Origin of the sequence: Wocania ichthyoenteri Th78, assembly GCF_000789235.1 — a bacterium.
Lineage (GTDB): Bacteria > Bacteroidota > Bacteroidia > Flavobacteriales > Flavobacteriaceae > Wocania_A > Wocania_A ichthyoenteri.
On record NZ_KN525716.1, the window covers coordinates 1,060,435 to 1,085,261 of the forward strand.

Consider the following 24,827-nt stretch of genomic DNA (forward strand, 5'->3'; position numbering starts at 1 on the left):
CATAGTTAATTAAAATTGGGTTAAAACGGCTCTCACATTAGCCCCAAACTAATATTGCATTATAATGTTTAAAAAACTCAACAAAAAAATTCTGTTGTTTCCTTTAGCTTCATTTATAATTACTGTTTTAATAGTTTTTACTATTTGGAATAAGGCTCAAAACAACAACAATCAATTAATTAAAGAAAATGTTCTTCAAACAGGAAATCTTATTTCCAAAGAGTTTAAAAACATTATAAAAGCAGATATCGCTCATCTTCAAAACCTTAAAAACAGAATTGAATTTACAAATGGAGCCTATCTAGAGTATTGGGGAAAAGATGCCAATATGTTATTACAACAAAATCAATCTTTTAAATTTCTAGAATGGATTGATAGTACTATGGTGATAAGAAAAATCAACCCTTTATTTGGCAATGAAAGTGCGATTAATTTAGACATTTCTAAGATTGAATACCGAAGAGATGAATGGATAAAACATAGTAAAGATGGTTCAACAAATATAACTCAATGGGCAAACTTAACGCAAGGTGGCAACGCTTTTTTAGTAGACGTTCCAGTTTATTTCCAAAACCGCTTTCAAGGCACTATCACTGCTGGGATGGACTTTAAAGAAAACTTTAACAAACTAACAGCCAGCTTAGAAGACCAATATTCAATAAAGCTTTGGGATGATAAAAAAACTCTTTTTTATCAATTAAATATAAGCAATGATCTTAAAACTGAGCACGATTTTGTTCATGAAAGTAGTATTTTAGTTGATGCATTGGACAATCAAAAATGGTTATTAAAAATTTCTGCAAGTAACGAATTACTTTTATCTCAAGGAAAAACTATTATAAATTTCACCTTATTAATTGGATTAATTTTTTGCGTCTTAATGAGTTTACTAATTTACTTTTATTTAAAAGCTAGAGAAAGTACAAAACTGGCCCTTGAGTCAAACTTCAAGCTTTCAAAAACAAATAAAAAATTGAACAAATCACGATTAAGAGCCGAAAAAGCATCATTAGCTAAATCAGAGTTTTTATCTAATATGAGCCACGAAATACGCACACCACTACATGCAATATTGGGGTTCATTGAGCTTTTAAAAAGTAGTAAACTAAATAAAGTTGATAAAGAATATCTAGACTTAATGGGGAAGTCTTCTAACAATTTATTGGGCATTGTTAATGACATTTTAGATTTTGAAAAAATTGAATCAGGACAAATAGCATTAACAGAAGTACGCTTTAATCCATCAGAAAAAATAAGCGATTTAATAGAAGTTAATCAGTTCCTTTTTTTAAAAAAGAACTTGTTCTTGAAAGCCAATTTCAAAAACACTCATAATATGATGGTTATTGGTGATGAAAGTAAATTAATGCAAGTAGTTAATAATGTTATTAAAAACGGATTAAAATTTACTAACTCGGGTGGAGTGACGTTAGAATATAACGAAACAATAGTAAAGAAAAACCAACTAAGAATAAACATTTCAATTCAAGATACTGGAATTGGCATCCCTAAAGATAGAATAAATACAATTTTTGAAAGATTTACTCAAGTTGAAAATAGCATAAAAAAACAGTTTGAAGGTAGTGGTCTTGGATTAGCCATTAGTAAAATTTTCATTAATATGATGGGTGGTAAAATTACTGTTAAAAGTATTCCTAATGTAGGCACTAATTTTCAATTTGATGCAATATTTCCAATTGCAAAAAAGCAAAGCCAAAAATTAAATATAAGTAATAAAAAAAGTGTTGTTTTTTCTGATTTAAATGTTTTAATTGTTGATGATAATAATCTTAATATTATTGTTCTTAAAAAATTCCTTGAAGATGTAGGCATAAATCCAGATTCGGCAAAAAACGGAAAAATTGCTTTAGAAAAATTTAAAACGAAATCATACCAACTCATTTTTATGGATATTCATATGCCAGAAATGGATGGATGGGAAGCTACCGAAGAGATTAGAAAAATTAATACTGATATTATAATTTTTGGACTTTCTGCAAATGTTACGACTGAGGCAATAGATAGAGCTTTAGAAAATGGTATGAATAATTACCTCTCTAAACCCTTTAAAAAAGAACATATTTATAAACTCTTACATTTTCATTTTAGCAATAAATAATTTAGGGAAGTATTTTATTTATGGTAATGAAGTAAGCTTCAAAATCAATCAAATTTCCATGATTACCTCCTTCAATAGTTATAAAAGTAACTAAGTCTTTTGGTGATACTTCAAAAAGTTTTTTAGCAGATTTATAAGGAACCACCACATCGTCTGTTCCATGAAACATTGTAATTGGGCATTTTACTTGCTGAATATATTGAAACGATGGTAGCTTATACTTTAAAAGTTTTTCAACAGGAAACATAGGAAATCTCGATTGCGACACATCTGTAATACTATAATACGGTGTTTCTAAAATAAGTTGACTTGGTTTGTTTTTTGATGCTAAATACGCAGCAATTCCTGAACCTAAAGATCTTCCGTAAAGTGTAATTTCATTTTCTTTATATCGTTCTTTTAAATAATCATAGCAATATTGAGCATCATTATAAAGTACATCTTCACTTAACTTACCTGTACTTTTTCCATAGGTTCTGTAATCCATTATAAGCACATCGTATTGTTTTTCAACAAAATATTCAGCTATAAAACCCCAACGTGATAAATCGCCTGCATTTCCATGAAAATATAGTATAACCCCTTTAGGGTTTTCCGTTTTAAAATGAATAGCATTAATTACTGCTTTATCATCTGTTTTTAAAAATAATTCTTCGAAAGGTTTCGAAAATTTAAACACGTAATCTTGCTCTAAAACCGTTGGAAAAAAAAGCATTTTTTCTTGCAAAAAATATAATAAAGAGCCAACCATAATGTAGATGCTTAAAAGAAATAAAACGCCTTTTTTAAGCTTTTGTTTTAATGGGTTTTGAAGTGTGTTTAACATGAATACTTGTAGTTGATAAATCGATGTCGTGTGGTTTTTGGTTAAGTATATCGTGAATCATTTTATGGTAAGATTCAAAGTTATTTAAATCTTTATGACCGCCACCAATTACTGAATGTAGCTTAGTAAGTTTAGGGTTGACTTGCGATAATTTTACACTGGTTTTATACGGAATTAAATTATCATTGGTTCCATGAATAATGTGGATTGGGCATTGTACATATTTTAACCATTTATAAGTTGGTAATGGATATTTTATTAAAATACTTAACGGCATAAAAGGTGCATAACGCGCCGTAACTTTAGTTAAACTATAATATGGCGCATCTAAAATGAGCATTTTGGGGTTATTCATTGAGGCTAATTTTGCCGCAAAACCTGAACCTAAAGAGCGACCATAAAGTATAATCCTATCTTCGGTTGTATGCTCTTTTATTTTATTATACACTTTCTGTAAATCGCGCTTAATGGCTTTTTGCGAACGTCTGCCCGTGCTTTTTCCAAAACCTCGGTAATCTACCATAAGCACATTATAATTGTGTCGTGTAAAATCAACTGCAAATTTACCCCAACCTTTTATGCTTTTCGAGTTTCCTTTTAGATATAAAACAATGCCTTTTGATTCCCCTTTGGGTTTAAAAAGAATACCGTTTATAACGGCACCATCTCTGGTTTCAAGATTATGCTCTTCAAAATCTTGATTTTCATAATTAAACTGAAAATCATTTGGTAATTTTTCTGGCTTAAACAACATATAATCTTGCAAATAGTACAAAGCAATACTTATTGCAATGTAAACTATCAATACAATTATAAGCGTATGTAACCAATATGGCATATTAAAAAATACGTTAGATTACTAATATACAATAAATCAATCTATTGCCTTTTCAATGTCTTTCTCAACATAGTCTTTAATTGAAATATCGTTTATAACCACATCATTTAAAACTGCTTCGCCATCTTTAATATATACTAAAGCGTAGGTTGTATTGGTAGTAGAATCGCGTCTGTTATTTCTAACTGCAACTTCGGCATCATAAGCTTTGGTTTCTTCCATATAATACCGATTAAATGGTAGATTGAAGTTTAGTTTTTGCTCATTTTTATTGTACCACCATACTTCTCCAACAATAAAATCTTTATTCAAATTTAAAGGCGATTTACTTACTTGGTTCACTTTTGCAAAACCTAAACTATCGGTATCTAAATACACGTAAACTTTATCTTGTCTCTCCCAAAGTGAATCGTTAGTTACAAAAGAACTTATCTCGTAATTCAAGTTGATGTATTTACCTCTGTAAGGATCACTGGGGTCTACAGGCTGAGTTTTAAATTTATATGCTGTTCCTGTATTTATAATACTTTCTCTATTAAAAATCATTTGAGCTGGAACGAATAATTGTGCTGCTGCTACAACTACAAATAGTATAAATATGTGAATTGTTTTCATGTTATTGTTTTTTGTATTTATTAATAATTCCGAAATCAAAAGGCGTCCAGTAACAGCTTTTTAAACCACTAGTTTTAAGCGCAGAATTTGCCCAAGAGTTACACGTTTTTATAATAGAATAACTTCCTTTAGCTTTATAAAAATCGTCATTTAAATTATAGCCTTTGTTTTTCAAGATTATTTTATTGCCATTTTCGTCAAACTTGAAAGCATTTAAAATATACTTATTAAGCTTCGATAATTGCTCTTCATTTATGTTAATCACAGTCCATTTAGGGTTCTTTTCTGAATATCTTGTTAGATGAATCAATGTATTACCCTTTAAAAACATAGCGCTGAAGGCATTTTTAAAAGTTAAATCGCTCCATGTTGGCGTGTTTAAATAAAAATTTTCGTCTCCCCAACCAAAGGACAAATATTTTTCATCTTTCATTTTAAGTCCATTAATTAATTCATTATCAACTTCCGAAACCGGTATTATAATATCCAAATGAATACCATTTGTACTAAGGAATATCTCTTTTTCAGTATATAAACCTGCTTCATTTTTATTAATAGTAATAGCCGTTAACAATAGAGAAACTAAAAGATAAATTGCAGGGAGAGCCAAAACTCCTAAAATAAGTTTTAATATTTTTTTTAAATACTTCATTATTCAGTCTTACTTTTCTTTTGCCTTTTCAACATCATATAATTGGTAAAAAAGAAACCTAAACCAACACTTACAAACAGCAAACCTCTAATTACAAAACTCATGTTTGTATCAAAAAAGCGACATATTATAAGCGTGGTTATTATTAGTAATCCATAATTTAAAATGCCAAAATGAAATTTATCTGCTCCAATTTTTATCGCTATAATTCCTAAAGCTAGAATCAACAAATTAATTAATACTATTGAAACGAAACTACCAGATATTCCAATAAAAAAGATAACTGTAAAAATGATAAACACCCATTGAAAAAGATTGAATTTTTTAATCCATTTTTTTGTGTGTGAATAGATTAAAACACTTAATGCTATTAGAAAAAGCACTATTGATATATAAAATTCTTGAGAATTAAATACAATATCATGTCTTAAAATATCTTCCCACAACCATTCAAAACTAGTAAGCATTAGCATATAAATAGTTCCTAAAGACCCTAAAACTAAATATCCATTTTTTCTTAATTTCTGATTATCGAAAAAAGGTAACTTCCCTATATTATATAACAATCCAAATAGAATAACATACATTAAAAACCCAAACTCTGCACTTTTTGCAACAAAAGATCCTAATACTATAACACCACTTAAAGGTAAAAGCCAATTAAAAATTGAAGTGATATTATGCGCTTTTTTAAATTTTAATAAATTGAAATAATAAGGTAATAGTATTACTAATAGCAACAAATACATCCAAGGTGTTTGGTTGCCATCAAAATACCCATATGCACAAGCATAATTTGTTGCATAAACAATATGTAAAATAGCTAGCGCATTAGATTTTAAATGATAAATAAGCGGCGCACAAAGTAAAATCCAAGTTAGCATGTAGCTGCTAAAATCTCCAGGAATATTGTAAATCTGACTCACTAAAGCCATACTAGAACCTACCGCAAAAAACAAGAATACTCCAGAAGCCTCTTTCCAAGTTACCGATTTCTGTTTTAAAATAGAATAACCTACAAATAATTGCCCTATAACTAATGGTGCAAAAGCAAAAATGGTTTTTATCAATCTGGAAAAATCATCCCAATTATGTGCCAGTATTAAAATAATACCAAGACCAACAAGTGTAGAGCCCAATACTGCAAAAACAGTAAATAATCGATTTGGCGAATCTACTTTTTTAGACTTATAATAGTTTTCGATATTTGTTGCAACTTCAGTTGAAATAACTTGCTTTTCAACAAGCTCTTTTATATCGTTTTGAATTTTTGAACTCATAATTATTTATTTAAAAAAACAGATGGCAATTTAGTTGTAATTAAACTTCCCAAAGTTAGTGTCATTGTGATTAAATATATTATTAAAGCAAAAAACGCATATGATTTTACTTCAAATTTTATTCTAATAAATATTCTTAAAGATAAAAACAATATTATTGGCTGGACTAAAATACTTGGAATTGTAAATAATTCTTGAAAAACTCCTATTAGCACAAAATTCATTTTAAAAACCGTCGAGTTTAGATAAATTAAAACCAGAAATAGTGACATTATTACACTTGCACTAAAAAGAATTTTCCCTCTAGGAATTAAGCGTTTTTTATAGAATTCAACTAAGTCTTTTGTGATTTTCGGTTTCATTTGAAAAGATTTTAAAACCTCGCAGCCAAAAACCACGAGGTTTAGGGTTAACTAACCATCATCAAAACAACCCTTTGTATTTTTGTTTTGATTTTTGTGGTAATTACTATTTATCGTCATCAATAGACCTATCGATATATTGTACATCTCTGGTGTTTTTTTGCACTGCAATAGCTGAGAACAAACTCAACAGAAAAGACATGCCGTAAAACCCTTTTTCACTCAGTAATAAATCGGCATTCCAAAGCCCGATAACCAAGAGTACAATTGAGGTAACCGTTGTAAACCAACTAATACTATAATAAATTTCGGTAACCGGAATATCTTCTAATTTATCTCTTACAGCCTTTTGCACTGAGATAACAGAAAACAATCCAAAAAGAAGAATAGTAAAATAATATCCTTTTTCGTTTAGTAACATATCAGAATTCCATAAACCTATACAATAAGATGTCATTCCTATTAAAAGGGCTGTCCAAGAAGCCCCAATGAATGCCGCAGTAGGTTTTTGATCGAAAATTTTAACTTCTTTTTTAATTTCTGGTTTTTTAGACTTATCATCTAAAGACACCGTTGTTTCATAATTCATAATTTTTGTTTTAATGATTACAAAGCAAAACTGCAAAACCTTTTAAAACAACCAAACACAATTTTTACATAAAACTGACGATATTTAATTTGTATTATATCTTTAAATAACTATAATTTATTAATATTTTTAAATATTTTATGACGATTAAATGAATAACTTAAACACAATAATTTTGACATTTTCTAGTGAAGACCAACAACATTTTATAAATTATCTAGAAAAAAAGAACAAACGTAACGATACTAAAAATGTTCAATTATTTAAGTATTTGTTACAAGACGATTTAAACTCGAACGAACTGTGTTATAAACTCTACGGAAACCAAAGTAAAGGCGCATATCATGCTTTAAGAAAACGTTTATATCAATCTATAATCGATTTTATTGCTAATACAAGTTTACAAGAAGAAAAAGCTGTTGATATGCAAATTATTAAATACATATTGGCAGCGCGTACTTGCTTGCAAAACAAACAATACAAAGTGGCATATAAAATTTTAGATAAAGCCGAAACATTAGCTACAGAGCATCATTTGTTTCCCTTACTAAATGAGATTTATCATACAAAAATTCAATATGCTTATGCACATCCATCAATAGACATAAATCAACTTATTTCAAAATTTAAAAGCAATCAAAAAAAGCATCAACTCGAAGACCAGCTTAATATTGTTTACGCAAAAATTAGGCAAACGCTAAATAATATGACTTACAAAGGAGATGTTGTAGATTTTCAAACCATTTTAAACAACACCCTAAAGGAACATCATATTAATATTAACGAATCTATGTCGTTTAAATCGCTCTACCAATTAGTAGCCATTACTAGTTTTTCGGCATTTGCAACTAACGATTATTTAAAAATTGAGCCGTTTTTAATTAATACCTATAAATCTATATTAAAGCATAAAAACATTGACAAACAAATGTTTTATCACATCCAAATTCTCTATTTTATTGCTAATACCCTTTTCCGAAATAAAAAATTTAGTGCGTCATTACAGTACTTAAAATTAATGCATAAGTACATGAATGAGAAACAAAAAAAGCATTACAACAATTTTAAACTTAAATACAACTTGCTTTTAAGCCTTAATTTAAATTTTACGAATAAGCAAAACGATGCTATAGATTTATTAACTCCACTAGCTACCATAAAACACGCTGATATCGAAACTTTATTAGATATTCGTTTAAGTTTAGTCATGTTTTATTTTCAAAAGAATGATTTAAAAAAAGCTTCAAATTTATTTTCAAAATTTTATCATACCGATAAATGGTACACCGAAAAAGCTGGGAAAGAATGGGTAATTAAAAAACACTTAATAGACATACTACTTCAAATTGAACTTAAAAATATTGATTTAGTAGAGTCGAGATTATTAAGTTTTAAAAGAAACCATTCCAAATATTTGAAAAGCATCAACCAACAGCGTGCACTAACTTATTTAACTTTAGTTGAAGATTGTTATAAAACGCCAGAGAGAGTTACCTCTGAGGCTTTTAAAAATAAGGTTGAAAGTGCTTTTATGTGGATTGATAAAACTAGAGAAGATATTTTTGTAATGAGTTTTTATGCGTGGTTAAAAAGTAAAATGGAAAACAAACCGCTTTACACAACCACTTTAAATTTAATTAAAACTGTAACACTAGTTTAATAAACTTTCATATTTTTATTGCATGACCAAAATATGGCTTTCTTTAATGCTTTGTTTCAGTTTCTCTCTTTTAGCTGCCCAACAAACAGACAGCTTATCTATAAAAAATGGCATTGACAATCCTAATATTTTAACAACACATCATTTCGGAATATTTAGTTCTCGAATTCACCAAAGCTTTAAAATAAAACCTCCAAAGAACACAACCTTTAGCATAAATCATAATAGTGGTAATAATTTCCATCCGTTTGTTGAAGCCTATTTACCAAAAGACCCAGAAGTGCAGAAAGCATTAAGCAAGGTGATTTGGCACAATCGTAACTTCACGTTTGTAGATCAAGAAACCACTCCAGCAAATTATATAAATATTGTTATTGATGCTGTTATTAAAGAATTTAGATTTAATATAAACATCCCTTTAGCAAAACGTCACGAATTAGGCATTTCACTACGCTCGTATTTAATCACAAAAGGCAAACACCCTTTTTCTTTTTTTACAGGTGATGAAACAATCGAATGGTTTCATAGTAACATTTCTGGCGGTGAAGACCCATACGGAAGACGTTATTACGGATTAAATCAAGTAAATTTTAAATACACCGATAGAAATGGAAGCACACTAGAGCTAAACAACAACGATTTCTTTTTAAGTGGCATTGAATTCAACCATTATTACTATCCTTCATTAAAAATTAACAATACCAAAAACATCTTTATAAGTTTCGGAAATCATTTAGGAATTAACACCTCTAAATTCAACCCGTCAATAGATTTTGGTATTTCTGCTAGCGGAATTAAAAAAATCACATTAAAAAACAACAACCAATTTAATTTTGGCGTTGGCATGAATTTACTCCGTAAAAACATAATAAACCTAGGGGATGTTATCGATTTAGGAAACAACAAATTTTTAGCAACCATTGAAACCGATATAGAATTCACCAAATATACAAAAAAAAGAAGTTACCATGCTTTTGGAGTAAACTATCAAATACAATCGCGTTATAGCAAACGTAAAGAAACCAGTTATTATAAACTTTTAGGTAAATGGCAAGAAATAAATGGTGGTTGGCAACATGGTATTACAACGCAATACAAAGCACTCTCTAATTGGTCTTTTATTTACACCTACGGTCGCCCAAACTACAAACTAGCTATATATCTTAAAGAAGATTTTTTAGTAAATAATGCCCCAGATTTTCAAACAGGTCTTAGTTTAAGTATTCCTATTTTTAAATAACAGACTTAATATTCTTTGGGCGTTCCCTTAGGGTCAGGCCTTCGGCAGTCGCTCCCTCCTACGTCGGTGAGCTTCAACAAATGCCTCAATCCTTAACGCGGGTCTATCCGCCAAAGCCTTTGCTTAGACTAAGTGCTATCTAACATGTTAACATCTCGTTAAATATCAAGGTGCAATTAAACCTTTTTGTTTTACCAAAGTCCTAACAACAAATAACTTAAAACATAACATAATGAAAAAATTAGTAATAATTGCAGTGGCTTTTTTAGCATTACAAGCTACTGCACAACAAAAAAAAGAACGCCCTAACAATCAAGAAAGAGGTCAAAAAATGATGAACCTTTCTGCAGAAGAAATGGCAACATTGCAAACAAAAAAAATGACCTTACATTTAGATTTAAACGAATCGCAGCAAGCAAAAATCCAGAAGCTAAATTTAGAAAATGCCACTAAAAGAAAAGCAATGATGGAAGCACGAAAAGCCAAAAAAGAAAGTGGTAATACCGAAAAACCATCAAAAGAACAACGCTTAGCAATGGTGAACACAAAGCTAGACCATCAAATAGCAATGAAAGCAAAAATGAGAGATATTTTGAATGAGGAGCAATATGCTAAATGGGAAAAAGCGCAAGCGAATAGGATGAATAAATCTAAAAACCGTAAAAAAGGAAACGGTAAGAAAAGACAATAAATGATTTTTTGGTTGATTATTTGATTATAGTTTGTTAATGAAAAAACGCATTTCTGAATTCAGAAATGCGTTTTGTTTTATATGCTATTTATACATGTTAGAAACTATATATTCATTTTTCATGTGTGAATAGTTTATTTACAATTTTCCAATCATTATTAATTTTAGCTAATGATAAATAATCATAATAATTATACCCTAGCATGGGAACATGCAATTTAGCAACGGCAATTTTACCCATAATATCTATTCCAATTATTTTCATTTGGAAAGATTCGCCCAAATCTTTTGGACTTTGTCTATTCTGGACTCCATCTAAATATTCTTTTATGCTTTTCAAATATTCAACTCCTTTTATATCCCCATAAATATTTACATTCTCGTTAAAACAGGCTTCAAGTTTTACTATATCTCCATTAAAAATTCCCATGAAGTAATCAGTAATCAAATTTTCAATTTCTTTTATATTCTCTTTATACATAACCATTAATTTTTAAATAGCATGCCCAATGGTATGTCCACCAGCAACATTAATTGTTTCTCCTGTTACAAAATTTGAAGTAGCCAAATAGTATGCAGCTTCAGCAATTTCATTTGCCTCTCCAATTCGATTCAGCAAGTGCAATCCAGCTAAACTATCCGCATCTTCAATTCCAATTTTGCCTTGTAATGGACTTCTAATAATTCCCGGGGCTATTGTGTTAATCTTGATATTGTTTTTTCCAAATTCTGCAGCTAATTGTCTCGTTAAAGAATGAATAGCACCTTTACTTGTTAATGGCGCTGTTGCAGGAAATCCATCTATGGCATGTTCTACTAAAACGGTTCCTATGTTTATTATAGAACCATTTTGTTGTTTTATCATATGAGGAATAGCAGCTTGAGAGGTGAAATATGTTCCCTTTAGGTTTACATTCCAATAAAGGTCTAAATCTTTTTCTTCAACATCTAAAAAAGGTTTTGGAGCAAATACTCCAGCATTATTAATTAAAACATCTACAGAATTAAATTTTTCCAGCGCTAAAGCAACGAGTTTTTTACCAGTTTCTTGTTTACTAATATCTCCAGCTAAATAAATAGCATTAGTAGGAGAACCAAATTCATTGTAAGCCTTTCTTAAATTTTCTTCATTGGAAGAGTTCATTACAACATTACTTCCTCGTGTTATAAAATATTTTGCAATTTCTTTACCAATTCCTGTGGATGCTCCTGTAATGATTACCGTTTTATTTTCCATTTTCTTTATTTTTTAGTTCCTAAATACTGTTTCCCATTTACTCCCCAATTTTCTATTGGTATTTCATCAATAACCACATGGGTTGTTTGTGGGTTTTTGTTTAGTACTTCAACTACTAACTGTGTAGCTCCTTCTATTAATTGACGTTTTTGTTCTTGTGTCACTTGTTCATCGGTAACTCTAATATTAATGTATGGCATAACTTTTCTATTAAATTAATGTTATACAAAGGTGATGAGAACCTAAAGTGTTAGAAAGGAGGTTTATCACTTCTTTGAAGTGATGCAAGTCACATTGACTTGATTATAGTAGGTAATAAAGTTATGAGTTTAATCTACTAAGTGTTTCTCTAGAAACACCTAAATAAGCCGCAATCATTTTTTTGGGGACACGTTGGAAAAGTTTTGGGTATTGTTCGAGAAGTAAATCGTATTTTTCTTTAGTTGAATTCTTTAACAATGACAGAATCCTATTTTGAAGTGCAATACGACCAATTTTACTTTTTTTAGCCCAAAAACGTTCCATTTTATGCATTTGAGCAGTCAGTTTATCTCTGTTTTCGAAAGATATATATAGTAATTCACTATCTTCTATACAGTCGATAGAAGTTTTAGATTTGGTTTGTTTTACAAAAGATTCATAATCTGTAATCCACCAATTCTCCATTCCAAATTGAAGTATGTATTCCTTTCCTGCGTTATCAACAAAGTAGCTTTTTAAACACCCTTTTATTATCCAGTATTCTTTATTGACAATTTCTCCTTCTTGGACAATATATTGATGCTTACGCTTATTAATTTGCACAAAATGACTCAAAACAAAATCAAATTCCTCATCTGTAAGGTTAATTACTTCTTCTATATGCTGTCTTAGAGGATGTGTCATTTTAATTGTTACTAACTCGTTATACAATAACTCTTACTTCTCATATCCCGTAAACAAGTTAGAATATAGCAAAGTTTTTTGTTACTGTTATTCGATAATTTTTTATAACATAATCTAAAGGCTTTTATTTATCATAAAGCCTATTCATTTTTATAGTGTTTTTGCAACTATCTCAATAGCTTCAATTGTAAAATCTAGATCTTCATAAGTTAAAGCATCGGTAATAAACCAAGTTTCAAAAGCACTTGGTGCAATATAAATACCTTTGTCAAGCAATCCATGGAAAAACTTTTTAAAAGTGTCATTATTTCCTTTTGCTGCGGTTTCAAAATCTACAACTTCAGCTTCATCAAAATGTACAGAAATCATCGAACCCACTCTATTTATAGTATGTGCAACATTATTAGCATTTAAAACTTTAGCTATACCTTCATGTAAATACGCTGTTTTTTTAGCTAATCTGTTAAAAATTTCAGCATCATTATTCAACTCATTTAACATGGCTAATCCAGCAGCCATAGCTAAGGGGTTACCACTTAAAGTTCCTGCTTGATAAACTGGTCCTAAAGGCGCTAAATGATTCATAATTTCGTTTCGAGCTGCAAAAGCTCCAACGGGTAAACCGCCACCAATTACTTTTCCGAAGCAAACAATATCTGCTTTAATATTAAATAACTCTTGTACACCACCTTTTGCTAAACGGAAACCCGTCATCACTTCATCAAAAATCAAAAGGATATTATTAGCATCACACAAATCTCTTAATGCTTGTAAAAATCCTTCTATTGGCGGAATACAACCCATATTTCCTGCAACGGGTTCAATAATAACACAAGAAATTTCGTTTTTATTAGCTTCAATTAATTGCGTAACATTTTCAATATCATTATAGCGCGCAAGCAATGTATCTTTAGCTGTTCCTTGTGTAACTCCTGGACTATTTGGCGAACCAAAAGTTACCGCACCACTACCCGCTTGTATTAAAAACGAATCGGAATGCCCATGATAACAACCAGCAAACTTTATAATTTTATCTTTACCTGCAAAACCGCGCGCCAATCGAACTGCACTCATACAAGCTTCAGTTCCAGAATTTACAAACCGAATTTTATCAATATTTGGCACCATAGAAACTGCTAATTGGGCGATTTGAGTTTCAATTTCTGTTGGCATACCAAACGATGTTCCTTTTTTAGCTTTATCAACTACTGCATTCACCACAGGTTCGTATGCATGACCAAGAATCATTGGTCCCCAAGAATTTATGTAATCGATTAATCGGTTATCATCCTCGTCATATAAATAAGCGCCTTTTGCCTCTTTTACAAAAATTGGTGTGCCGCCAACTGCTTTAAAAGCGCGTACCGGCGAATTTACACCTCCAGGAATAACAGTTTCAGCTTGCGCAAACAGAGCGCTACTACGTTTATAGTTCATGTGTTTTATTAATTTTTTGATGATGGTCTAACAATCAATGCTTGCCCAATGCTGATGGTATTATCGTATAAACCATTAATATTTTGAAGTTCTTTTACACTAATATTATATTTTCTTGAAATAGAATACAAGGTATCTCCCTTTACTACCGTATAAGTTAAAGCATCACTTAGTACTGGTTCTTCGTATTTTACATAAGTATCTCCCAACACTTCTTTATCAAATTCGTATAACTTGTAACGCTCTATTAAGCTAATTAATTTTTGAGGATACTTTCTATCAGTGGCATATCCTGCGGCTCTTAAACCTTTTGCCCAACCTTTGTAATCTTCTTTTTTAAGCTTGAAAAGCTTTGCATATCGTTTTCGCTCGGTTAAAAATAATGAATGGTCTCTAAACGAATATTTGGCGTCTTTGTATTTCCTGAAACATTCTTGTTTTTCATCGTCATCATGATAGATTTTTTTCCCTGTCCATTTATGGCATTTTATCCCAAAATGATTATTGGCTTGTACTGAAAGTCGCCCGTTACCAGAACCCGATTCTAAAATACCTTGCGCCAAAGTAATACTTGCAGGAATATGATATAATTGCATTTCGTTTTGAGCAATTTTTTTATAAGTGTCAATATACTTTTCTACTTTATTGGCGTATACTTTAGGTGTTGTAACCGTAACTTTTTCTTCAGTTTTATTGGTTTCAACTTTTACCTCAACCTGTTCGGTACTGTTTTTAGGTTTTTTAGTTACAATCGCTTTTTTAGAACGACAGCTAACAACAAAACTTACTAAGCAACATATTAATACTAACCGTTTCATTTGTTTATACATATTGTTTTTAAGGTCACATGTAACATTCATTTAATCATTCTTATTCGTATAGAAAATTTATTATGAATGTTTCATTATTTATTCAATTATTGGTAAATTCTTCTTTTTTAAAATTGCATTCATTCCAGAAACACCTTGCAAACCTCCTGTATGAATAGCTAAAATTTTTGATCCTTTAGAAAAAAATCCTTTATCGATTAAATCGAAAATTCCAAACATCATTTTTCCTGTATAAATAGGATCTAAAGGAATTTGATAATCCGTTTTAAAATCATTAATAAAACTGATTAAGGCCTCATTTATTTTAGCATAGCCTCCAAAATGATAATCGACTACGAGTTTCCAATTGGTTTTGGTTACAAATCTACTAATATCTTCTTTTAAAAAATCACCTTTTAAGGCTGAAAAACCTAAAACTTGTTGACTGGGTTTTGAACAATTTATAAGTCCTGAAACAGTGCCACCAGTTCCCACTGAGGTGCATATAAAATCAAAATTTGCGTCGTCATCATTTAATATCTCTTCGCAACCTTTAATAGCTAATGGGTTTGTACCGCCTTCTGGAATTAAATAAAAGGCACCAAATTCTTCTTTTAAATTATCAATAAAATTTTGAGATGTTTTATTACGATAATCTTCACGAGATACAAACCTAAATTGCATGCCGCATTGTTTAGCAAAACTTAAAGTCGCATTGTCATCCACTTTATTTTTTAATTCTTCACCTCGAATAATACCAATGGTTTTAAAACCTTGATTTTGTCCAGCCAAAGCTACCGCTGCAATATGATTTGAATAGGCGCCACCAAAAGTAAGCAGCGTTTTGAAACCTTTATTTTCGGCATCAATTAAGTTGTATTTTAGTTTTCTGTATTTATTTCCAGAAACAAAAGGATGTATTTTGTCCTCGCGTTTAATATACAACTCAACACCTCTATTTTCGGATAAAACAATAGGCTGATTAACACTATGTTCAAGCTTAAAAATCATTGGCACGAAGATACTTTAAAAATTCCCAAAATAGTCGTTGCTTTAAGTAATCTAAATTCAATTCGTTAGCATAAGCTTCGCGTTCAAAAGAAATATTACGATAAGCTAAATTCCAATTTCTGTATTGAATTAATCTAAACAAAAACTCAAGTATATAGGCCAAATAAAAAGGTATTACTAACATTTCTAGTTGTTGTCTCAAATGAATTTTTTCATGGTTAATTAAAATATAATCGGTTTTAAAACGACTATTTTTTAAAAACACAAAAGGAAAAACGGTTAAACCGGTATATCCTTTTGGCACTAAGTATTTAGAAATAAAAATCATAAACAACTGCATTCAAAAATCAATCCAATCTCCACTTTCGTGAAGATGACTAATAAATAGAAACCATGACTCTTTAGTCTACGAGTGGTTTTCCAATATATATTATATTTGCAATATAATGAAGAAAATAATCCCCATTGAAGAAGGCGACTTCTACTTAACGCCAGAAGGTTACCGTTGTTTTACCGAACAATACCATTTAAAAAGAGGTTATTGTTGTGAAAGCGGTTGCAGACATTGCCCATATGGCTACAGTCAAAAAACTAACTCAATAAAAAAATAAAATACAATAGCCCTAGCAATCTTATTTTTATACCACTTGGTATGATTATTGATACTTTTTAATAGTGAAAAACATTAAAAATCAATAATTTTCAAGTGAATTGTTGTATTTTAGAAATGAAAAAGAAAACTAAATATTAAGACTATGAAAAAAACATTAAAAGCATTACCATTTTTAGCGTTGTTAATTTTGGTCTCTTCTTGTAGCTCTGTTAGAGTGGCAACAGATTATGATAAAAATGCAAACTTTGGCGAATACAAAACCTTTGCTTTCTACAAAACTGGAATTGATAAAGCTGAAATTAACGATTTAGATAAACGTAGAATTCTTCGTGCTATTGAATCCGAACTTTTAGCAAAAGGCTTTACAAAATCTGAGAACCCCGATTTATTAGTGAGTCTTTTTACTAAATCTCGCGAAAAAATAAACATCTATAATAACGGTTTTGGCCCTTACGGCTATGGCTGGGGGTGGCATCCTTGGTATTGGAATAATTATAATTCTAGTTCTGTGTCTCGCTCAACCGAAGGTGTTTTGTATGTAGATTTAATCGATGCCAGTAAAAAAGAACTCGTATGGCAAGGTATGGGAACGGGTTATTTATCTCAGAATATGGAGAAAAAAGAATTACGTATTAAAGAATTTGTCTCTAAAATCATGGAGAAGTATCCTCCAGGAACGCAACAATAAAACAATAAAAAAGCAACTCGTTTGAGTTGCTTTTTTATTTACGGAAAATACGGTTTTGCATGCCCGTTATCAACCAACCATTGGTTAACCTCTAAACCATCTTCTAAAACAATATTAGCTAAATAACGCCCATATTTACCTTGTTTATCTTTGTAGGAGCGGATAGTAACTTCTTTATCGAGAATCATTGTTCTTAAAATATCTCTCACTTTTTTACCTTCTTCTTTTTCTGGGCCTCTCATTTCTGGCGTATCAATACCGTAAAGGCGTAATTTCATTTCTTGCGAATGCAAAAACCCTAAATCTACAACAGCAGTCACAGTGTCTCCGTCGTAAACATCAATTATTTTGGCTTTATAATTATACATAATTTAATTTATTAATTACATTACAATATCATTTGTCCATTTGTATGGTTCAGGAATATCAGTATCATCAATAAGTTGTCTAATATCAATTTCAATACCTCGACTCATATCTGTAATAGGAATATCGTTTGGCCCACCTTCAAATGGGTTTTCGGTATTTTCGCCAATAGCTTCCATAGTATGGAACACCCAAGAAATCAATGCACTAAACGGAATTGAAAACCACACAAAATGCTTCGCAATAAATTCCTGTATTAAATGACCTAATGATGTTTGAGATTCGTGATTTGCTAAATCTTCGAGAATATGATTACCAATGGTTTCAAATCCCTCCATAATTCCGAAAGGTAAAAGAATGATGAAAATCCAAACAAAAAGATAATTTAAAGTAGCAAATTGTCTTGGGTACGGAAAGTTTTTAATACGCTCAGACTTACCTTGAAGTGTATAAAACTCAACCAACATATTAGCCATTTCCATATGCCTAAAATCCTCAATCAAACCTTGATTCATTAATTCTTTTAAACGTTTAGATTGTATACCTAAAATTTGGGATGCTTGATTTTCTTTAGCAAAAACCGCCTTAAACTCAGCTTCTGAAAGATAAGGTTTTATGGCTTCTTCAATTGGAGTTTCATCTTCACATACTCTATATTTTGCTGCTCTAAATTCTATATTAGATTGCTTATTTTTAAGATACATTTCCCAGGGTTTATCTTTACGCAACTGATAACGTAGTGCTGTTAACCATGCTACATGACGGTGAACTAGCTCACGATGTACTAAGAATAATTCAACTTCAGAAAGAGAAACTTTTGCATGGTCATTATTAATAAAATCTTTAACCATAATAGTCCAAGAACGTGATGCATTAACAATGCCTCCCCAAATTTTACGAGCTTCCCATAATCGGTCATAAGACGCATTATTTTTAAATCCTACAATAAAAGCCACAGCGGTAGCTAAAGCCCCTAATGGCAACCACGGTACGTGTAACCATTTTAAACCTACAACATCAAAAAGAAAAACAGGAATTAACGCTAAAAAAAGGAATAAAAAAATATGACGACGTGTCCATTTTAAAACACCGGCCACTGGAAACATTCGTCTTGTATACATAGTATTGAAACAATTATAGAGTTATAAATATATGGAATTCTTATTTCAAACCTTAAAACGGTTTATTTAATTTTTAATAAATCATTTTTTGACTAGTTTTTATAGAGAATTCGTATTTTTACATCAAGTTATATAAATAAAAATCATGTCGAATACCATAGAATCTAATGTTATTTTAAATCGCTTACCAAAGCATTTAAAACAATTTATAAAGCCTCAAAATTACGACGATTATTCGGCTATAGATCAAGCAGTTTGGCGTTATGTAATGCGTAAAAATGTCGATTTTCTAGCAAAAGTCGCCCACAAATCCTATTTAGACGGTTTAAAACAAACAGGGATTTCTATTGATAGCATTCCTAACATGTACGGTATGAATCGCATTTTAAAAGACATTGGTTGGGCAGCAGTTGCGGTAGATGGCTTTATTCCGCCTAATGCTTTTATGGAATTTCAAGCGTATAATGTTTTGGTTATTGCGAGCGATATTAGGCAATTAGAGCATATTGAATACACCCCTGCTCCAGATATTATTCACGAAGGTGCTGGACACGCTCCTATTATTGCAAATCCTGAATATGCTGAATATTTACGGCGTTTTGGAGAAGTTGGTAGTAAAGCCATTTCATCGGCTAAAGATTATGAGTTGTATGAAGCGGTTAGACATCTTTCCATCATCAAAGAAGCACCAAATTCTAAAGAAAACGATATCGTTTCTGCGGAAGAAAAGGTTGAATACTTACAACAAAATATGGGTAAACCTAGTGAAATGGCACTGATAAGAAACCTACATTGGTGGACTGTTGAATATGGATTAATAGGCACCATAGAAAACCCAAAAATATACGGTGCAGGTTTGTTGTCGTCTATCGGAGAAAGCGCGTGGTGTATGACTGATGAAGTTGAAAAGCTACCTTATAACATTGAAGCTACATATAAAGATTTCGACATTACAAAACCACAACCTCAGCTTTTTGTAACGCCAGATTTTGCTCATTTAAGCTTAATTTTGGAAGAGTTTGCCAACACGATGGCATTGCGTAAAGGTGATCTCTCTGGAGTTAATAAATTAATTCACTCTAATGCATTAGGTACTATAGAGCTAAGTACTGGTCTACAAATTTCTGCTGTTTTTAGTCATGTTATTGAAAATGAAGGAAAACCTATTTACATTCAAACAACCGGTGAAACAGCATTGGCATATCGAGAAAAAGAGTTGGTTGGTCACGGTGTTGAAACACATACCGAAGGGTTTGGATCGCCTATTGGAAAACTGAAAGGTATTAATCTTGCTATTGAAGATATGAGTCCGCGCGATTTAAGTGCTTACAATATTTATGAAGAAAAAGTTGTAACTCTAGAATTTGAAGGTGGTATTATCGTTTCTGGTGAAATCATAACTGGTAAACGAAACCTACAAGGAAAAATAATATTAATTAGTTTTAAAAATTGTACCGTTACACATCACGATACGGTTTTATTTAAACCAGAATGGGGTATTTATGATATGGCTGTTGGTAAAGCTATTGTTTCAGCTTTTTCTGGACCAGCAGACTTAAACAGTTTCGATTTAATTACACATGTGCCATCAACACAAACCATTCATATTAAAAAGTCTAGCGAATTACTAAAACTTGAAGCACTTTACAAACAAGTTAGAGATTATAGAGAAGGCAAAAACAAAACCATTTCTAGAACTAAAGTTTTAGAAGAACTTATTGAAAATCATCCTAGCGATTGGTTATTACCTATTGAACTTTACGAATTGGCTTTTATAGGAAATGAAACTAAATTATGTGAAAGCATTATAAATCATTTAGAAACTATTAAACAAAACAGACCTGAAGTTGGACGTTTAATTGATGATGGATTGGGGATTGTGAAAAAAGGAACTGTTGTAAAATAGGTTTTTCGTCGCTCTGAACTAGTTTCAGGGTCACATAATTGAAAAATCATGAGATTCTGAAACTAACTCGGAATAACGTAACAATACTCAATTTATTTAAACCGGTTTAAAGTCTCTTTAGTAAAGGTACTCAAAACCAAGTTACCACTAATCTCGGCACGTTCAATAAGTAATTCATCCCAATACGCTGTATCTTTCCAAAACACATCTTTCATTTCTTTTAAAGCTTCAGGATTATAACTTGCTAGTTTTTCCGCTAAAATTTTTACAGCTTCATCTAAAGCTTCAACGGTATCAAAAACATCGGCATATAAGCCTTTTTCTTTTGCAAATTTCGCAGAAAAAAAAGCTTCCGCATTTATTGTCATTTGAGACATTGTAGCTTGTCCCATTTTTCGAGATACTGCAGGTTCAATAACAAAAGGGCCAATACCAATACTTAGTTCGCTTAATTTAATAGATGCATATTTGGTTGCCAAACAATAATCGGTTGCTGCTGCTAAACCAACGCCACCGCCAACTGCTTTTCCTTGTACACGTCCAATAATCAACTTTGGGCATTTGCGCATTACATTAATAAGATTTGCAAAACCCGAGAAGAATTGCTTTCCAGTTTTGGCATCATCAATAGAAATAAGTTCTTTAAAACTTGCGCCAGCACAAAACGTTCTGTCTCCTCCACTTTTTAAAACAATAACTTTAATAGCATCATTATTTCCAGCGTCAACAATAGTCTGTTCTAGTTTTTTGAGGTTTTCACTTGGCATCGCATTATGCTCTGGATGGAAAAACTCAATATATCCAACTTGATTTTCAATCTCTAATTTTACGTATGGTTTTAACATAGTTGCAAATTACAATTATTTATTAAACGGTAAATTAGACAAATCTACATTTCCGCCAGAAATTATTACACCAATATTTTTATTTTTTAAAGCTTCTTTTTCTTTTAAAACTGCTGCAAAAGCAACGGCACTTGAAGGTTCGATAATAATTTTCATACGTTCCCAAATGAGTTTCATAGCATGAATTATTTCATCTTCTTCAACACGTATAATTTTCTCTACATACTTTTTTATAATCGGGAAATTTCTGTCGCCTAAATGCGTTCTTAAACCATCGGCAATCGTATTTGATGTTTCATTTTTTTCAATGTTTCCAGATAGTAACGACCTGTAAGCATCATCAGCTTCTTTGGGTTCTCCAGCAATCACTTTACAGTTTTTAGAAAAATATTTTGCAGCCAATAATGTTCCAGCCAATAAACCTCCTCCACCAACGGGTGTAAAAATATAATCTAAATCGGGATAATCTTCCAATAACTCTATAGCTGCTGTACCTTGTCCGTAAATAACATCATCATCATTTGACGGATGAATAAACATAGCTCCTTTTTTAATTACAATTTTATGAGCTTCTTTTTCTCGTGCTTTAATATTTGATTCGCATTCAATAATAATCCCTTCATAAGTTTTTACTGCATCTTTTTTTACCTGAGGGGCATTTTTAGGCATCACAATAAAAGCTTTAACTCCTATTTGTTTTGCTGCCAACGATAAAGCTTGAGCAAAATTACCAGAAGAATGTGTTACCACGCCTTTACTTTTCTGTGTGTCCGTCAAATTTAAAATAGCATTGGTAGCACCTCGCATTTTAAAAGCGCCCATTTTCTGAAAGTTTTCGCATTTAAAAAAAACATTTGCATCGCATAAATTATCTATTAATTGCGAAGTTAAAACTGGGGTTCTGTGAATGTATGATTTTATACGATTGTGGACGTTTTGCAAAGTAATTTTATTCATAATTGAGAATTACAATTTTAAATTTTGAAAGATGTCCAACGATTCCATTTGTGTTTCGTTATATTTCAATGTCCAACCTAAAGAATTGGTTAAAATGTAAAACTTTGAAAGCTCACTAACCAACCTGTTTTTCGCATTGGCTTTTAAATCAGATTTTTCTAGTTTTTTAGCTAATGACACTTTAACTGTGTTTTTTATATCGTTGTAATCTTTAGCTTCAAAAGGATTAAAAAAATCGGATTGCATATCGTAATACTCCAAATCTGGATTTATTTTTATTTCTTCTTTTGGAATACTAATTATTTGAAGTGTTTTTGTGGCTTCATCAATTTTAAATTCAATTTTACTTAAATCGTAAGCAATCGTAACTTCAGCATTTACAACAACCAGTGCTTTTTTATCTGAAGTAAAATAGTCTCCAAAAATTTCTTTGGAGTTTTTATAGTTAAAGACTTCGCTAAAATGACCTTCGGTAACAATAAGCTTTCCAACATTTTTAATTTGCTTTTGAATAAGTGCCGAACTTTCTTGAAGTACTATTTTATTATCTCTTTTGTCTCCACAATATTTAAAAGTGAATAAAACAACTAAAGTAATTACGACACCAAATAGAATTTTTCGCATGTACCAATTTAGAAATATTTTTCTATTAAGCTAAGAGAAGTATAATTTATAAACAAAAAAACATCAGTTTCCTTCGACATAAGAAGTCTAACTAATGTTGTAAATAAACTAACAGTACAAATATAATATGCTAGAAGAGAACAAATGTTAACTAAAGGTTAAACAAATATTAAGTTAAATAAAGCATAAAAAAACACCAATTATAAACCATATTATTTATGATTTAAGTAACTGATGTTTTTTTGATACGTACTGATTAATAGCGTTTTAAATCTACAATTATAAGTTTAATTTTAAATAATTTATCGATAAACCGTTATTAAAAAAGATGAAACGTAGCAATCAATATTTATACCTGCTAATTAAAAACTATATGGATTATTTGTAAAGGCATTACAAATTAAAACTCAATAAAAGGAAATTCTCTTTGAAGAAATTCTTTTTTACTTTCTAAACTTTGAAGAAATTTAGTATGTGCTTCAGAATTTGGATTGAAAGGCTTATGTTGTAATCCTTTTTGAATCGTATCCACGTCTCTCATAGTTTTAGAAGCTTCTTTTGAAATCCAAACCTCTTGAAACTTCTCCCAAATATAATGTATTGCCATACTGTTTGGATGCAACATATCTTCATTATAAAAACGATAATCTCGAAGTTCATCCATCATAATTTCATAAGAAGGGAAATAAGAAAGATTAATAAACTGCATTTGTGATGACAGTAATTTATGAATTGCAGAAATTAGGTGTGCTTTACTTTGTGTGTTTTCAACAAAACCATCTTTAATATGTCTAACAGGTGACACCGTAAAAATAATTGAAACATCAGTATTTACGCTTTTAATTAATTCGAGTAGATTTTTTAAGGATTCAAAGACAGCATCAACTGGCATTAATTCTTTTTTAAATTGCTTTTGCGGTACTTTATGACAATTAGCAACTATTTTATTGGTTTCAATATGATTATAAACCCAAGCTGTCCCTAATGTGATTATTATGTGTGTTGATTTACTGATTTGTTTGTTTATTGATTTTATAGCAAGATTCAAATCTGCTAATAAATCTTCTTTTGAAGTATTACTTAACCTTGAATGCGCGTCAAAACAATGCCATTGTTCATTTTGAAAAAAGACATCATCTTCAGAATATTCTTTTTTATCAATAGCACTAGTAAATAATGTTTCAATGGCTTTAGAGTGAAATAGTATTCCGAACGGATTTTGTGAATTTTGAAACTTGAAATAGTTGAGTTTTTCTCCAATATTTTCTGAAAAACAAGAACCCAATAATAGAACATTAGAGTTATAATCTATTTGATTATTAGATTGTTTTTCTATTAGTATTTGTGTTTGTAGCTTCATAGAATTAATTTCCTGTAACATTTTCTACTTTTCACACACTAATAACGAATAACATTTAACAATTATAAACATGAAAAAGAATAAAATCAAATATGC

27 protein-coding genes are annotated in these 24,827 nt (G+C 30.7%); 7 read left to right on the forward strand and 20 right to left on the reverse strand.

Going from position 1 to position 24,827, the window contains the following annotated elements; translation table 11 throughout:
- Nucleotides 1-64 precede the first annotated feature (64 nt).
- A complete protein-coding gene (locus RG22_RS04550) occupies nucleotides 65-2,119 on the forward strand; it encodes a response regulator (protein ID WP_034041210.1) in 2,055 nt (684 codons plus the stop codon).
- Between the two features lies 1 nt (nucleotide 2,120).
- Here the strand turns inward: RG22_RS04550 and RG22_RS04555 are convergent, their stop codons facing one another.
- The 6 genes from RG22_RS04555 to yiaA form a co-directional block, all read right to left on the reverse strand.
- Entirely contained in the window at nucleotides 2,121-2,945 is an 825-nt protein-coding gene (locus RG22_RS04555) for an alpha/beta hydrolase (RefSeq protein ID WP_034041212.1), read from the reverse strand.
- Nucleotides 2,905-3,783, reverse strand: coding sequence for an alpha/beta hydrolase (locus RG22_RS04560; protein ID WP_034041214.1), 879 nt, complete (start codon nucleotides 3,781-3,783; stop codon nucleotides 2,905-2,907). The genes RG22_RS04555 and RG22_RS04560 overlap by 41 nt, the downstream gene beginning before the upstream one ends.
- Nucleotides 3,784-3,819: 36 nt before the next feature.
- Nucleotides 3,820-4,398, reverse strand: a complete 579-nt coding sequence (locus RG22_RS04565) for a GDYXXLXY domain-containing protein (protein WP_156113345.1) — start codon at nucleotides 4,396-4,398, stop codon at nucleotides 3,820-3,822.
- Between the two features lies 1 nt (nucleotide 4,399).
- Nucleotides 4,400-5,050 (reverse strand): TIGR02117 family protein, encoded by a 651-nt coding sequence (locus tag RG22_RS04570; RefSeq protein ID WP_034041216.1) that lies wholly within the window; start codon nucleotides 5,048-5,050, stop codon nucleotides 4,400-4,402.
- A complete protein-coding gene (locus tag RG22_RS04575; RefSeq protein ID WP_034041217.1) occupies nucleotides 5,050-6,330 on the reverse strand; it encodes a DUF2157 domain-containing protein in 1,281 nt (426 codons plus the stop codon). The genes RG22_RS04570 and RG22_RS04575 overlap by 1 nt, the downstream gene beginning before the upstream one ends.
- Before the next feature lie 468 nt (nucleotides 6,331-6,798).
- Nucleotides 6,799-7,281 (reverse strand): inner membrane protein YiaA, encoded by a 483-nt coding sequence (gene yiaA, locus RG22_RS04585; RefSeq protein ID WP_034041219.1) that lies wholly within the window; start codon nucleotides 7,279-7,281, stop codon nucleotides 6,799-6,801.
- A 175-nt stretch (nucleotides 7,282-7,456) separates the two neighbouring features.
- Here yiaA and RG22_RS04590 point away from each other — a divergent pair, with 175 nt between their 5' ends.
- From RG22_RS04590 to RG22_RS04600, 3 genes are all read left to right on the forward strand, one after another.
- A complete protein-coding gene (locus RG22_RS04590; protein ID WP_244462115.1) occupies nucleotides 7,457-8,941 on the forward strand; it encodes a hypothetical protein in 1,485 nt (494 codons plus the stop codon).
- Nucleotides 8,942-8,987: 46 nt separating this feature from the next.
- A complete protein-coding gene (locus RG22_RS04595) occupies nucleotides 8,988-10,181 on the forward strand; it encodes a hypothetical protein (protein ID WP_156113346.1) in 1,194 nt (397 codons plus the stop codon).
- A gap of 232 nt (nucleotides 10,182-10,413) precedes the next feature.
- Nucleotides 10,414-10,872 (forward strand): hypothetical protein, encoded by a 459-nt coding sequence (locus tag RG22_RS04600; RefSeq protein WP_034041225.1) that lies wholly within the window; start codon nucleotides 10,414-10,416, stop codon nucleotides 10,870-10,872.
- 112 nt (nucleotides 10,873-10,984) lie between these two features.
- Here the strand turns inward: RG22_RS04600 and RG22_RS04605 are convergent, their stop codons facing one another.
- The 8 genes from RG22_RS04605 to RG22_RS04640 form a co-directional block, all read right to left on the reverse strand.
- Nucleotides 10,985-11,353: a nuclear transport factor 2 family protein gene (locus tag RG22_RS04605; protein WP_034045744.1), complete on the reverse strand. Its 369-nt coding sequence runs from the start codon at nucleotides 11,351-11,353 to the stop codon at nucleotides 10,985-10,987.
- A gap of 12 nt (nucleotides 11,354-11,365) precedes the next feature.
- Nucleotides 11,366-12,109: an SDR family NAD(P)-dependent oxidoreductase gene (locus tag RG22_RS04610; protein WP_034041227.1), complete on the reverse strand. Its 744-nt coding sequence runs from the start codon at nucleotides 12,107-12,109 to the stop codon at nucleotides 11,366-11,368.
- Nucleotides 12,110-12,114: 5 nt separating this feature from the next.
- Entirely contained in the window at nucleotides 12,115-12,309 is a 195-nt protein-coding gene (locus tag RG22_RS04615; protein ID WP_034041229.1) for a tautomerase family protein, read from the reverse strand.
- A gap of 121 nt (nucleotides 12,310-12,430) precedes the next feature.
- Nucleotides 12,431-12,994: a Crp/Fnr family transcriptional regulator gene (locus tag RG22_RS04620; RefSeq protein WP_034041230.1), complete on the reverse strand. Its 564-nt coding sequence runs from the start codon at nucleotides 12,992-12,994 to the stop codon at nucleotides 12,431-12,433.
- A 150-nt stretch (nucleotides 12,995-13,144) separates the two neighbouring features.
- Nucleotides 13,145-14,431 (reverse strand): glutamate-1-semialdehyde 2,1-aminomutase, encoded by a 1,287-nt coding sequence (gene hemL, locus RG22_RS04625; protein WP_034041232.1) that lies wholly within the window; start codon nucleotides 14,429-14,431, stop codon nucleotides 13,145-13,147.
- 8 nt (nucleotides 14,432-14,439) lie between these two features.
- Nucleotides 14,440-15,249, reverse strand: coding sequence for a glucosaminidase domain-containing protein (locus RG22_RS04630; RefSeq protein ID WP_034045746.1), 810 nt, complete (start codon nucleotides 15,247-15,249; stop codon nucleotides 14,440-14,442).
- A gap of 90 nt (nucleotides 15,250-15,339) precedes the next feature.
- On the reverse strand, nucleotides 15,340-16,251 hold the full coding sequence (locus RG22_RS04635; RefSeq protein WP_034041234.1) for a 1-aminocyclopropane-1-carboxylate deaminase/D-cysteine desulfhydrase: 912 nt from the start codon (nucleotides 16,249-16,251) through the stop codon (nucleotides 15,340-15,342).
- The gene (locus RG22_RS04640; protein WP_034041236.1) at nucleotides 16,241-16,579 is read right to left on the reverse strand and encodes a hypothetical protein; all 339 of its coding nucleotides are present in this window, start codon (nucleotides 16,577-16,579) and stop codon (nucleotides 16,241-16,243) included. Before RG22_RS04640 ends, RG22_RS04635 begins: the two co-directional genes overlap by 11 nt.
- A 118-nt stretch (nucleotides 16,580-16,697) precedes the next feature.
- On the opposite strand from RG22_RS04640, the gene RG22_RS17930 reads away from it, so the two are divergent.
- Together RG22_RS17930 and RG22_RS04645 are read left to right on the forward strand one after the other, a co-directional pair.
- The gene (locus RG22_RS17930) at nucleotides 16,698-16,862 is read left to right on the forward strand and encodes a C1orf53 family protein (protein WP_162183639.1); all 165 of its coding nucleotides are present in this window, start codon (nucleotides 16,698-16,700) and stop codon (nucleotides 16,860-16,862) included.
- A 144-nt stretch (nucleotides 16,863-17,006) separates the two neighbouring features.
- On the forward strand, nucleotides 17,007-17,552 hold the full coding sequence (locus tag RG22_RS04645; protein WP_034041238.1) for a DUF4136 domain-containing protein: 546 nt from the start codon (nucleotides 17,007-17,009) through the stop codon (nucleotides 17,550-17,552).
- Nucleotides 17,553-17,590: 38 nt separating this feature from the next.
- On the opposite strand, the gene RG22_RS04650 is transcribed toward RG22_RS04645, so the two are convergent.
- Nucleotides 17,591-17,920, reverse strand: coding sequence for a thermonuclease family protein (locus RG22_RS04650; RefSeq protein WP_034041240.1), 330 nt, complete (start codon nucleotides 17,918-17,920; stop codon nucleotides 17,591-17,593).
- A 15-nt stretch (nucleotides 17,921-17,935) separates the two neighbouring features.
- The gene (locus RG22_RS04655; protein WP_034041241.1) at nucleotides 17,936-19,039 is read right to left on the reverse strand and encodes a bestrophin family protein; all 1,104 of its coding nucleotides are present in this window, start codon (nucleotides 19,037-19,039) and stop codon (nucleotides 17,936-17,938) included.
- A 145-nt stretch (nucleotides 19,040-19,184) separates the two neighbouring features.
- Here RG22_RS04655 and RG22_RS04660 point away from each other — a divergent pair, with 145 nt between their 5' ends.
- Nucleotides 19,185-20,945, forward strand: coding sequence for an aromatic amino acid hydroxylase (locus RG22_RS04660; RefSeq protein WP_034041242.1), 1,761 nt, complete (start codon nucleotides 19,185-19,187; stop codon nucleotides 20,943-20,945).
- A 92-nt stretch (nucleotides 20,946-21,037) separates the two neighbouring features.
- Here RG22_RS04660 and RG22_RS04665 read toward each other — a convergent pair whose 3' ends face one another.
- From RG22_RS04665 to RG22_RS04680, 4 genes are all read right to left on the reverse strand, one after another.
- Complete coding sequence (locus RG22_RS04665; protein WP_034041243.1) at nucleotides 21,038-21,790, reverse strand: enoyl-CoA hydratase/isomerase family protein; 753 nt, start codon at nucleotides 21,788-21,790, stop codon at nucleotides 21,038-21,040.
- A 15-nt stretch (nucleotides 21,791-21,805) separates the two neighbouring features.
- Nucleotides 21,806-22,747 (reverse strand): pyridoxal-phosphate dependent enzyme, encoded by a 942-nt coding sequence (locus RG22_RS04670; protein ID WP_034041244.1) that lies wholly within the window; start codon nucleotides 22,745-22,747, stop codon nucleotides 21,806-21,808.
- A gap of 9 nt (nucleotides 22,748-22,756) precedes the next feature.
- A complete protein-coding gene (locus tag RG22_RS04675; RefSeq protein WP_034041245.1) occupies nucleotides 22,757-23,371 on the reverse strand; it encodes a DUF4230 domain-containing protein in 615 nt (204 codons plus the stop codon).
- Nucleotides 23,372-23,771: 400 nt separating this feature from the next.
- Entirely contained in the window at nucleotides 23,772-24,731 is a 960-nt protein-coding gene (locus RG22_RS04680; RefSeq protein WP_034045748.1) for a GSCFA domain-containing protein, read from the reverse strand.
- Between the last annotated feature and the right edge of the window lie 96 nt (nucleotides 24,732-24,827).

What these genes read in the sequence shown, in the direction of transcription:
- RG22_RS04635 (WP_034041234.1), bottom strand. Translation starts at nt 16,251, where the DNA reads ATGATTTTTAAGCTTGAACATAGTGTTAATCAGCCTATTGTTTTATCC.
- RG22_RS17930 (WP_162183639.1), top strand. Translation starts at nt 16,698, where the DNA reads ATGAAGAAAATAATCCCCATTGAAGAAGGCGACTTCTACTTAACGCCA.
- RG22_RS04640 (WP_034041236.1), bottom strand. Translation starts at nt 16,579, where the DNA reads ATGATTTTTATTTCTAAATACTTAGTGCCAAAAGGATATACCGGTTTA.
- RG22_RS04620 (WP_034041230.1), bottom strand. Translation starts at nt 12,994, where the DNA reads ATGACACATCCTCTAAGACAGCATATAGAAGAAGTAATTAACCTTACA.
- RG22_RS04630 (WP_034045746.1), bottom strand. Translation starts at nt 15,249, where the DNA reads ATGAAACGGTTAGTATTAATATGTTGCTTAGTAAGTTTTGTTGTTAGC.
- hemL (WP_034041232.1), bottom strand. Translation starts at nt 14,431, where the DNA reads ATGAACTATAAACGTAGTAGCGCTCTGTTTGCGCAAGCTGAAACTGTT.
- RG22_RS04645 (WP_034041238.1), top strand. Translation starts at nt 17,007, where the DNA reads ATGAAAAAAACATTAAAAGCATTACCATTTTTAGCGTTGTTAATTTTG.
- RG22_RS04610 (WP_034041227.1), bottom strand. Translation starts at nt 12,109, where the DNA reads ATGGAAAATAAAACGGTAATCATTACAGGAGCATCCACAGGAATTGGT.
- RG22_RS04615 (WP_034041229.1), bottom strand. Translation starts at nt 12,309, where the DNA reads ATGCCATACATTAATATTAGAGTTACCGATGAACAAGTGACACAAGAA.
- RG22_RS04595 (WP_156113346.1), top strand. Translation starts at nt 8,988, where the DNA reads ATGCTTTGTTTCAGTTTCTCTCTTTTAGCTGCCCAACAAACAGACAGC.
- RG22_RS04575 (WP_034041217.1), bottom strand. Translation starts at nt 6,330, where the DNA reads ATGAGTTCAAAAATTCAAAACGATATAAAAGAGCTTGTTGAAAAGCAA.
- RG22_RS04670 (WP_034041244.1), bottom strand. Translation starts at nt 22,747, where the DNA reads ATGAATAAAATTACTTTGCAAAACGTCCACAATCGTATAAAATCATAC.
- yiaA (WP_034041219.1), bottom strand. Translation starts at nt 7,281, where the DNA reads ATGAATTATGAAACAACGGTGTCTTTAGATGATAAGTCTAAAAAACCA.
- RG22_RS04600 (WP_034041225.1), top strand. Translation starts at nt 10,414, where the DNA reads ATGAAAAAATTAGTAATAATTGCAGTGGCTTTTTTAGCATTACAAGCT.
- RG22_RS04555 (WP_034041212.1), bottom strand. Translation starts at nt 2,945, where the DNA reads ATGTTAAACACACTTCAAAACCCATTAAAACAAAAGCTTAAAAAAGGC.
- RG22_RS04655 (WP_034041241.1), bottom strand. Translation starts at nt 19,039, where the DNA reads ATGTATACAAGACGAATGTTTCCAGTGGCCGGTGTTTTAAAATGGACA.
- RG22_RS04660 (WP_034041242.1), top strand. Translation starts at nt 19,185, where the DNA reads ATGTCGAATACCATAGAATCTAATGTTATTTTAAATCGCTTACCAAAG.
- RG22_RS04570 (WP_034041216.1), bottom strand. Translation starts at nt 5,050, where the DNA reads ATGAAGTATTTAAAAAAAATATTAAAACTTATTTTAGGAGTTTTGGCT.
- RG22_RS04550 (WP_034041210.1), top strand. Translation starts at nt 65, where the DNA reads ATGTTTAAAAAACTCAACAAAAAAATTCTGTTGTTTCCTTTAGCTTCA.
- RG22_RS04665 (WP_034041243.1), bottom strand. Translation starts at nt 21,790, where the DNA reads ATGTTAAAACCATACGTAAAATTAGAGATTGAAAATCAAGTTGGATAT.
- RG22_RS04565 (WP_156113345.1), bottom strand. Translation starts at nt 4,398, where the DNA reads ATGAAAACAATTCACATATTTATACTATTTGTAGTTGTAGCAGCAGCA.
- RG22_RS04650 (WP_034041240.1), bottom strand. Translation starts at nt 17,920, where the DNA reads ATGTATAATTATAAAGCCAAAATAATTGATGTTTACGACGGAGACACT.
- RG22_RS04605 (WP_034045744.1), bottom strand. Translation starts at nt 11,353, where the DNA reads ATGTATAAAGAGAATATAAAAGAAATTGAAAATTTGATTACTGATTAC.
- RG22_RS04560 (WP_034041214.1), bottom strand. Translation starts at nt 3,783, where the DNA reads ATGCCATATTGGTTACATACGCTTATAATTGTATTGATAGTTTACATT.
- RG22_RS04675 (WP_034041245.1), bottom strand. Translation starts at nt 23,371, where the DNA reads ATGCGAAAAATTCTATTTGGTGTCGTAATTACTTTAGTTGTTTTATTC.
- RG22_RS04680 (WP_034045748.1), bottom strand. Translation starts at nt 24,731, where the DNA reads ATGAAGCTACAAACACAAATACTAATAGAAAAACAATCTAATAATCAA.